The sequence below is a fragment of the Achromobacter sp. genome, from assembly GCF_057314935.1.
In genome coordinates, this window is record NZ_DBHKZA010000144.1 from 1 (window position 1) to 7,620 (window position 7,620).

The following is a 7,620-nucleotide window of genomic DNA, read 5'->3' on the forward strand; positions in this document are numbered from 1 at the left end:
ATTGCCCGCCATCATCAATAATGATTACAATTCCCATTCTTAAAAATCAGGAAGCGGTCGCGCTACGGCCATGTCGTCCTCGGAATCTCTGGAGCACCGCGAGCTGGGCTTGCTGTATCGCGACCATCACGGTTGGCTGCGCGGCTGGCTGTTGCGCCGGCTGAGCGTGCCCGCCGAGGCCGCGGACCTGGCGCAAGACACCTTCCTGCGCCTGCTGGCCTCGCCCGCGTCCATGGCCCAGTTGCAAGGCGTGCGGCAGCCGCGCAGCTTTCTGGCCACGGTGGCGCAGCGCACGCTGGTGGACCACATCCGCCGCCAGGTGCTGGAACGCGCCTGGCTGGAAACCCTGGCGCAGCAACCCGAAGCCCACGCGATCTCCCCCGAGACGCAGGCCATTCTGCTGGAAACCATCCGCGAAATCGACGCCATGCTGCACGGCCTGGGCGACAAGGTCCGGCGCGCGTTCCTGATGTCGCAGCTGGAAGGCGCGAGCTATGCCGACATCGCAGCCAAGCTGGGCGTGACGGTCAGTTCGGTCAAGAAATACATGGCGCGCGCGACCGAGCACTGCCTGGTCTACGCCCTGGAACGACAGTAGGCGGCGATGGCGGACAGGACAATTACCGCGGCGGCGCAATGGTACGCGCGGCTCTGCGCCGATGACGTCAGCGCGGCTGATGTGGCGGCCCATGGCCGCTGGCTGGCGGCCGACCCCGAACACGCCCGTATCTGGCGGCAGGTGGAACGGCTGCGCGGCACGCTGGGCGCGGCGCCGGCGCGGCTGGCTGCCGATACACTGTACCGCGCCGACCATCATTTCACGCGGCGGCGCGCCGTGCTGCGTAACGGCCTGGGGGCGGTGGCGCTGGTTGGCGCCGGCGGCTTGCTGGCCTGGCGCACCCTGCCGGTCGAGCGGATGGCGGCCCGCTATCTGGCGGACTACCGCATAGGTACGGGCGAACGCCGCGAACTGGTGCTGACGGACGGCACCTTGCTCTGGCTGGACAGCGCCAGCGCGGTGGACGTGGCCGTGGACGCGCGCGGCCGCCACATCACCGTCCACGCGGGCGAGATCCTGGTCGATACCGAACATGCCGCCCCGGGCTTGCCGCCCCTGCGCGTGACGACGCTGCACGGCACCGTGCGCCCGCTGGGCACGCGATTCACCGTCAACCGGCAAGACACGCAGACGCGTGTCGCAGTGCTGCGGCATGCGGTCGAGCTGCTGCCCGTGGACGGGAGGCCGCCGCTGGTGCTGAACGCGGGCGAACAAGGCGTGCTGGAAGGGGCGGGCGCCCGTCATGACGGCGCCATCACGGGCGAACCCGATGCCTGGACCCGGGGCCTCTTGATCGTGGACGGCTTGCGGTTGGGCGACTTCATTGCGCAGCTGGATCGCTACCGTCCCGGCCGCCTCAGCTGCGACGAGGCGGTCGCCTCGCTGCGTGTGTCGGGCGCATTCCCGATCGACGACACCGACCGCGCGCTGGCCGCCGTGGAACGCGCGCTGCCCGTGCGTGTTTCGCGTTTCACGCGCTATTACACCCGGGTCGTCGCCCGCGGCTGATTTATTTTCAACAGGCATTGTCCTTTTTCCGTACTCGTCCGACTTAGCAGGGATTACGTCGGATTTGATTCACGGAAAACCACGAGCTTATGCCTTTCACTACGTCCTACCATCGTCCTCCCGGTCCGCTGGCGCCGATCGCGCGCGCCGTCTTTGTCGCTTTGATGGGGCTCGCGTCGGCCCCGCCCGCGCTGGCGCAAGCCGCGCCGTCGGCCGACGCCGCGCGCCGCTACGACGTGCCGGCCGGCCCGCTGGGCCTGGCGCTTGGCCGTTTTGCCGCCCAGGCCGGCGTGGTGCTGTCTTTCGACGCCCAACTGACGCAAGGCAAGCAAAGCGCGGGCCTGCAAGGCGACTACGGCATCGCCTCGGGCCTGGCGGCCATGCTGGCGGGCACCGGACTGGAAGCGGTCGGCCAGGGGGGCAACAATTACGGCCTGCGTGTCGCCGGCGCGCAGACGTTGGCTCCGGTGCAAGTGCTGGGCTCGCGCGAGCCCGCGCCCAGCGAAGGCACGGACTCGTACACGGTGGGCTTGTCCACTACCGCCACCAAGCTGCCGATGACGTTGCGCGAAACGCCGCAATCCGTATCGGTGATGACGCGCCAGCGCCTGTCGGATCAGGGGCTCAACACCCTGGAGGACGCCATCGCCAACACGCCGGGCCTGACCTTCAAGAAGAAGGGGTCGGCCGACGACAACGAAAAGGGCCTGTACGCGCGGGGCATGGAAATCACCAACATGCAGGTGGACGGCGTGCCCACGCACAAGGACTTCAACGCCCTGGGGCTGGACACCGCCCTCTATGACCGGATCGAGGTGGTGCGCGGCTCTACCGGCCTGTTGAACGGCGCCGGCAACCCCGCGGCGTCGATCAACCTGGTGCGCAAGCGGCCGACCCGCGAGTTCGAGGCGGGCGTGGGCGCGGCAGTGGGGTCGTGGGACTACAAGCGCACGGAATTCGATCTGGGCAGCCCGCTGGACGAATCGGGCAAGCTGCGGGGCCGTCTGGTCGGCGCGTGGCAGGAGGGCGGATCGTTCATTGACCGGGTCAAGCAGGATTCGCAGTTGCTTTACGGCGTGGTCGAGGCGGATCTGGCCGAAAGCACGTTGTTGACCCTGGGCGGGGAATATCAGCGCAAGAAATGCACGGCATGCTCATACTTCGGCTTTCCGGCCGCGTACGCGGACGGCACGAAGACCGATTTCCCGCAACGCTTCAACTCGGCGACCAACTGGAGCCGCCAGGAGCGCACGCGCTACAACGTGTTCGCCACGTTGGACCACGAGTTCGCGCCGTTGTGGAAGGGGTCGGTCACCGTGTCCCGCACGGGCGACGACAACGACCGCACCTATGGCTGGTTCAGCAGCAACGGCTGGGCCAACCCGACGACGGGCCAGGGCGCGTCGGTGTGGGTGGCCAAATGGCCCATCCCGAAAACCCAGAACGCGGTCGACGCGAGCCTGACCGGCGCATTCGACGCCTTTGGCCGCCAGCATGACCTGGTGGTGGGCGCAAGCGCGTCGCGCACGAAAGGCGACTACGACACCTATCCGCTTTGGGTCGCGCCGGGCTATGACCCCAAGATTCCCGACATCCGCCAGTGGAACGGCGACATGCCCGAACCGGACTGGCAGTCCACCGGCAAGCGGTACTACACCGAAAAGCAGGCGTCGATCTATGGCGCGCTCCGCCTGCGTCCGACCGACGCGCTGTCGGTGGTGCTGGGATCGCGGGTGACGTGGTGGGATCAACAGGCTTCCTACAACTACACCGATGGGTCGTCCTATCCGGACAACATGCGCGAGCAGGGCGTCTACACCCCCTATGCGGGCGTGGTCTACGACCTGACCAGCACCCTGTCCGCCTATGCCAGCTACACGAGCATCTTCCAGCCCCAACAGGCGCAGAGCGTGACGGGCGGGGTGCTGGCGCCCATCAAGGGCAATACCTATGAGATCGGCCTGAAGTCTGCGCTCCTGGACGGTCGTTTGAACGGCTCGCTGGCCCTGTTCCGGACGCGCCAGGACAACTACGCCATGCTGGACGGCGACCGGCTGGCGCCAAATGGCGACAATGCCTACGTCGCCGCCGACGGCGCGGTGATGCGGGGCGTGGAAGCTGAAATCACCGGCGAGCTGACCCCGGGCTGGCAGATGCAGTTGTCCTACGCCTATGTGGACCGCCGCCTGCCGCAAGGCTTCATCACGCAAGTCGGCCTGCCGCGCCACATCGCCAAGCTGTACACCACTTACCGCCTGCCCGGCGATCTAAGCGCCTTGACGGTGGGCGGCGGGGTGCGGTGGGAAAGCGGCAGCACCTATTCCAGCCGCGGCCCCGGCGGGCAGCCGCTGGAGTCGTCGCAAAGCGGCTATGCGCTGGTGGATCTGATGGCGCGCTACCAGTTCAACCGCCAGTGGTCGGCGACCTTGAACCTGAACAACGTCTTCGACAAGAAGTACTACGCCAGCACCAACGTCTACAGCAACTACTATGGCGCGCCGTTCAGCGCCATGCTGGGCGTGAACTACAAGTATTGATCCGGGCGGGCCCGGCAGGACGCGCTGTCCAGCCGGGCTGTTCCGATCAGTCCAGCGTGATGTTCGCCCGCTTGGCAACGTCGCCGAACGTGCGCAGTTCGCGGGCGATCTGATCCTGGAACGCCTGGCCCGGCAGGTAGACCGGTTCCAGCGCCAGATCCGTCACCGCCCGACGCACCTGCGGATCTTCCATGATCTTGGCCACCGCGCGGTTCAGCGTGTCGATCACCGGCGCGGGCGTGCGGGCCGGGGCGGCCAGCGCGTACCAGCCCACGAAGGACACCTGCGGAATGCCCGCTTCGGTAAAGGTGGGCACATCCGGCAATTGCGGCACGCGGTGTTCGCCCGTGACGGCCAGCGCGCGGACCTTGCCGGCGCGCACCTGCGGCGCGGCCGACGACACCGTGTCCACGCCCAGCGCGACCTCGCCGCCGATCATGGCGGTGATCAGTTGCGCGCTGCCCTTGTACGGCACCGGCATCATCTTGGCCCCCACGGCTTCGGCGAACATTTCGCCGGCCAGGTGCGGCGCGGAGCCGGGACCGAAGGTGCCGTACATCAGGCCGCCCTTGTCGCTTTGCTGCTTGGCCAGCGCGGCGGCTTCCTGCACCGTGTTGGCCGCCAGCCCGTTCTGCGCCAGCAGCACGACCGGGGCCATCGCGACGATGGCGACGTGCTCGTAGCTGTGCAGCGGGTCATAGGGCAGCGACGATTTCAGCGCTGGCAGCACGGTGTAGGTCGTGCTGCCCGACAACAGCAGCGTGTAGCCGTCGGGTTGCGCCCGCGCCACGGCGTCGGCGCCGATCACGGTGGATGCGCCGGGGCGGTTCTCCACGATCACGGATTGCCCCAGGCTGCCCGAGAGCTTGTTGGCCAGCAGCCGGGCCACCGCGTCCGTAGCGCCGCCCGGCGTGAACGGCACGACGATCTTGATCGGCTGTTCGGGATAGGCGGCATGGGCCTCGCCCGCATAGGCGGCGACGGCAAGGTTGAACGCCATCACGGCGGCACAAAATCTAGCGGTCATGGCAAAGCTCTCTATCAGTCAAAAGGGGAACGCGAAGAGGGGGAGACGAAGAGGGGAGACGCACTTACGGGGCGGGCGAGGCGGCGGCCGCCTCGCGCAGGCAGGGGCCCTGGTCGCCCAGATCCCAGAACAGGCCGGCCATGATCGCCAGCCCTTCGCGCGCCACGCTGCCCAGCAGATGTTCATTGGGCGCATGCTGCGCGCAGGCAGGGTAGGAATGCGGCACCCACAGGGTGGGCAAGCCCAGTTGATCGGCAAAGATATCGTTGGGCAGCGAGCCGCCCAGGTTGGGCAGCAGCGCGGGCCGCTTGCCGGTCGTGCGTTCCAGCGACGTGGCGGCCCAGCGCACCCAGGCATTGTCGGGCGACAGGCGCGTGGCGCCGGCCTGCATGCCGATCCGTACCTGCACGTCTTCAAATCCCGCTTGCCGCAGGTGTTCGCGCACGTGGGTCTCCAGCGCGCGCCAGTCGGTGCCGACCACGAAACGCAGCTGGCACCAGGCCACGGCTTCCGGCGGAATCGCGTTCACGGGCTTGGCCGGATCGCCCGCGCCAAAGGTCAGGACGTCCAGGCTGTTCCAGCCAAACACCTTCTCTGGCGCGGAGAGTCCGGGTTCGCCCCACCAGGCGTTGATCTCGGGGTCGTCTGCGCCGCCGCCCACTTGCAGGTCGGCCAACGCGTCGGCCACCGCGGCCGGAATGGGGGGCGGGCGCAGGCCATCGACGGTGATGCGGCCACGGGCGTCCACCATCGTGCCGATGGCGTGCATCAGCACGATGGCCGGGTTGGCCAGCAGGCCGCCCCAGTTGCCGGAGTGGTAACCGCGCTCGCGGGCGCGCAGCTTCAATTCGAAATTCACCGCGCCGCGCGATCCCATGAAGAGCGTGGGGCGTTCCGCATTCAGGCGCGGGCCGTCGCTGGCGATGAACACGTCGGCCGCCAGCGCGCTGCGCTGGGCCTCGCAGAAGGCGGCCAGGCCAGGCGAACCTGCTTCTTCGCCGGTTTCGATCAGCCAGGTGGTGTTGAAACCCAGTTTGCCATTGCGTGCGGTGATGACTTGCCGCAGCGCTTCCAGGTTGATGGAGTGCTGGCCCTTGTTGTCGGCCGTGCCGCGGCCGTACCAGCGGTCTCCCTCGACTTGCAGGCGCCACGGGTCGCGGCCGGCCTCCCATTTGGCGGCGTTGCCGCGCACGACATCGCCATGGCCATACATCAGCACGGTCGGCAGGCCGGGTTGTTCGACGCGTTGCGCCACCAGGATGGGCAGGTCGACCCCGGCGGGATTCGCGTGGACCTCACAGGAAAATCCCAGCGCCGTCAAAAGCGGGATCAGGTCCTCATTCAGGTAGGCATGCTGCGCGGGCGCTTGTTCCGGCACTTCGCTTTCCGTCGCATAGGCGACGCGACGCGCCAGCGTGGCCAGCAGGGCGCCGGAATCAAAGGCTTCAACGGCATGGAGGACGGCTTGTTCGCGAATCACATCGGCTCTCGGGTACGCAAAGGAAGCACAAAGTTATTACGCTTCACACCGTGCCACAATTAGATAATTAGCATCTTTGGCATGCCTTTAAGGCATGGGTTTGGAGCACACCATGATTTCACTGGCCTTGAGGTACTTCCTGGAAGTCGTCCGCTGCGGGTCGATCGCCGGGGCCGCCGCTGCCCAGCACGTGGCGGCCTCGGCCGTCAGCCGCCAGATCGCCAAGCTGGAGGACGACCTGGGCATCGTGCTGTTCGAGCGCCAGGCGCGCGGCATGGCGCTGAGCGAAGCCGGCCGGCAGCTAGCCGCCTACGCCAACGCCGCCGCCCTCGAGGCCGAGCGCGTTACCACTCAGATCCGCCAGCGCGGCCATGTGGGCGACGTCACGATCCGGCTGGCCTGCACGGAAGGCTTCGCCCACCGCTTTCTGCCGCTCAGCATGGCCGAATTCAAGCAGGTGCGTCCTGAAGCGCGGTTTCATCTGCATGTGGAGCGGCCGGAGGAGGTCAGCCGGCAGATCCTGGAGGGCTTGTCGCAGATCGCGTTGCGCTATTCCACCGTCCAGGACGAACGCCTGAAGACCGAACTGCTGACGCGGGCGCCGGTGTATGCGGTGATGTGCCGGGATCATCCGCTGGCAAGCCGGCGCAGCGTGGGCATGCGGGATCTGGCTGACTATCCGTTGTCGCTGGGCGACCAGGGCACGACCGTCAGGCAGCTCTTCGATACCGCCTGCGCGAACGCGGGACTGCACATCGAACCGGCCTATGTGTCGAACCATTCGGCGGCGTTCCTGCCGATGCTGCCGGGCAGCCGGATCGTTGCGTTGACGGGCTATCTGACCCTGATGGGCCAGGTGGGCAGCGACAGATTGGCGGGCGTGCCGTTCACGAATCCGGAAATGCGGCAGCGGAGCATCCAGGTGCTGACACTGCAGGGCAGGACCTTGCCGCTGCTGGCGCGCGAGTTCCTGGCGTTCATGGCCGAACGGTTGACGGCGGCGACGCGG

At 67.5% G+C, this 7,620-nt stretch carries 6 protein-coding genes; 4 read left to right on the forward strand and 2 right to left on the reverse strand.

What is annotated here, in order from left to right; all coding sequences use genetic code 11:
* The first annotated feature begins 70 nt into the window (after nucleotides 1–70).
* The 3 genes from ACO6D5_RS28860 to ACO6D5_RS28870 all read left to right on the forward strand — a co-directional run bounded on the left by ACO6D5_RS28860 (nucleotide 71) and on the right by ACO6D5_RS28870 (nucleotide 4,104).
* Nucleotides 71–598, forward strand: a complete 528-nt coding sequence (locus tag ACO6D5_RS28860; RefSeq protein ID WP_006223263.1) for a sigma-70 family RNA polymerase sigma factor — start codon at nucleotides 71–73, stop codon at nucleotides 596–598.
* Nucleotides 599–604: 6 nt separating this feature from the next.
* On the forward strand, nucleotides 605–1,567 hold the full coding sequence (locus ACO6D5_RS28865; RefSeq protein WP_485827291.1) for a FecR domain-containing protein: 963 nt from the start codon (nucleotides 605–607) through the stop codon (nucleotides 1,565–1,567).
* Nucleotides 1,568–1,656: 89 nt separating this feature from the next.
* The gene (locus tag ACO6D5_RS28870; RefSeq protein WP_485827292.1) at nucleotides 1,657–4,104 is read left to right on the forward strand and encodes a TonB-dependent siderophore receptor; all 2,448 of its coding nucleotides are present in this window, start codon (nucleotides 1,657–1,659) and stop codon (nucleotides 4,102–4,104) included.
* A 46-nt stretch (nucleotides 4,105–4,150) separates the two neighbouring features.
* On the opposite strand, the gene ACO6D5_RS28875 is transcribed toward ACO6D5_RS28870, so the two are convergent.
* Together ACO6D5_RS28875 and ACO6D5_RS28880 are read right to left on the reverse strand one after the other, a co-directional pair.
* Nucleotides 4,151–5,131 (reverse strand): tripartite tricarboxylate transporter substrate-binding protein, encoded by a 981-nt coding sequence (locus ACO6D5_RS28875; protein WP_315529396.1) that lies wholly within the window; start codon nucleotides 5,129–5,131, stop codon nucleotides 4,151–4,153.
* 64 nt (nucleotides 5,132–5,195) lie between these two features.
* Nucleotides 5,196–6,611 (reverse strand): M20 family metallopeptidase, encoded by a 1,416-nt coding sequence (locus ACO6D5_RS28880; RefSeq protein WP_485827293.1) that lies wholly within the window; start codon nucleotides 6,609–6,611, stop codon nucleotides 5,196–5,198.
* Nucleotides 6,612–6,723: 112 nt separating this feature from the next.
* Between ACO6D5_RS28880 and ACO6D5_RS28885 the strand changes: the two genes are divergently transcribed.
* On the forward strand, nucleotides 6,724–7,620 hold an 897-nt coding region (locus tag ACO6D5_RS28885; protein WP_485827294.1), incomplete at its 3' end, for a LysR family transcriptional regulator.